Annotated in this window: 1 pseudogene; it reads right to left on the bottom strand. The window is 38.4% G+C overall.

Annotated elements, in window-relative coordinates:
- A pseudogene (locus ADH31_RS03765) lies at positions 1-191 on the bottom strand (sigma-70 family RNA polymerase sigma factor); the annotation flags it as partial.
- Positions 192-232: the final 41 nt, after the last annotated feature.

Raw genomic sequence — 232 nt, 5'->3', positions numbered from 1 at the left:
TTGCGAAATTTTGTTTTGAAGTAGACGTAGAGTTTCTTTTCTTCCACTAGTTCTGGATGCTTTTCTAGAAGTTCATGGAGACAGATCATGCCCTCTTGGTCCCAATCCTCTTTCTCCCACAGGTGGAGATAGTAGTCTTTTCTACATTTATGAACAATTCCTTTTACCTTTGCATAATTCTTTTCAAACATTTGCTTTCCCCCTTTCTCTGCTTGTAGTATAGCAGAGAAAG

The organism is Streptococcus pseudopneumoniae (genome assembly GCF_001072375.1).
In the GTDB taxonomy this organism is placed as follows: Bacteria; Bacillota; Bacilli; order Lactobacillales; family Streptococcaceae; genus Streptococcus; species Streptococcus pseudopneumoniae_L.
The sequence above is the reverse complement of the archived record's forward strand: the minus strand, read 5'-3'. Positions and strand labels throughout refer to the sequence as shown.